Origin of the sequence: Secundilactobacillus collinoides DSM 20515 = JCM 1123 (assembly GCF_001435975.1) — a bacterium.
Taxonomy (GTDB): Bacteria; Bacillota; Bacilli; order Lactobacillales; family Lactobacillaceae; genus Secundilactobacillus; species Secundilactobacillus collinoides.
Genome location: NZ_AYYR01000028.1, coordinates 1 through 917, shown reverse-complemented (window position 1 = coordinate 917; position 917 = coordinate 1). Strand labels below are relative to the sequence as shown.

The 917-nt window shown below is 34.1% G+C and carries 2 protein-coding genes; both read left to right on the top strand.

Going from position 1 to position 917, the window contains the following annotated elements:
* On the top strand, positions 1 to 273 hold a 273-nt coding region (locus tag FC82_RS05920), incomplete at its 5' end, for an LPXTG cell wall anchor domain-containing protein (protein WP_156405131.1).
* Positions 274 to 576: 303 nt separating this feature from the next.
* Positions 577 to 917 (top strand): metal ABC transporter solute-binding protein, Zn/Mn family (locus FC82_RS05915; RefSeq protein WP_156405130.1); only part of this gene is annotated, 341 nt, incomplete at its 3' end.

Below are 917 nucleotides of genomic sequence, written 5' to 3'. Positions count from 1 at the left end.
CCCGTCAAGCCCGTCAAGCCCGTCAAGCCCGTCAAGCCCGTCAAGCCCGTCAAGCCTTTCAATACAATGGGTTCAAATGCCCATTTAAATTACAAAGCGTCAGTTAATACTGTAGTTTCTAATAAATCTACAAAGGAAAATAAATCTGTTAATAATACACTGCCTCAAACAGGTGAGCAAGAAAGTAATAATCTAAGCATCGCTGGAATTATTGCGATGATTCTAATAAGCATGGGGTCGTTTATTGGGATTAGACGTAAGGAAAAAAAGTAAATCAACGTCGAAAAATTCACATAATATAATCCATTTTTTATATAAAAGGTAGTCTGACTTCTTAAAAACGGAAGTTAGGCTATTTTTATGTTGGGGGTGGTTTTTATGTAAATGGTACTAATTACTATTTACATAAACGTCTTAGTACGATATTCTAGATAATGTATCTAGGTTGTTGTATTTATTAAGGTAGGTGAATGTCAATGAATGTAATCGTATGTAACTAGAAACTATGTAGTTTAATGTTGGTATTAAGGATGAACTGACGTAATTGAGTACTTATCATGGAAGGATAGCACTGTTTTGAGAACATTAAGAAAAAACATTTTAGCATTAGGAGTTTTTCTGTCTATTGCTTTCATTAGTATAGCTTTAGCAGGTTGTAGTAGTTCAAAAAGTTCTAGCGATGATTCGAGCAGTAAAGACATTAAAATTGTAGCCACTACTGATTTTTATGGCGAGGCAGCAAAGAAAGTTGTTGGTAATAAAGGTACTGTTAATTCGGTTATTAATAATCCTTCTGTAGATCCACATGACTATGATCCTACATCTAAAATAGCCAATGAGGTCAGTAAAGCAGATGTTGTAGTTGCTAGTGGTATTGATTATGATCCATGGATGAGTAAACTCGTAAAGAATAGTAA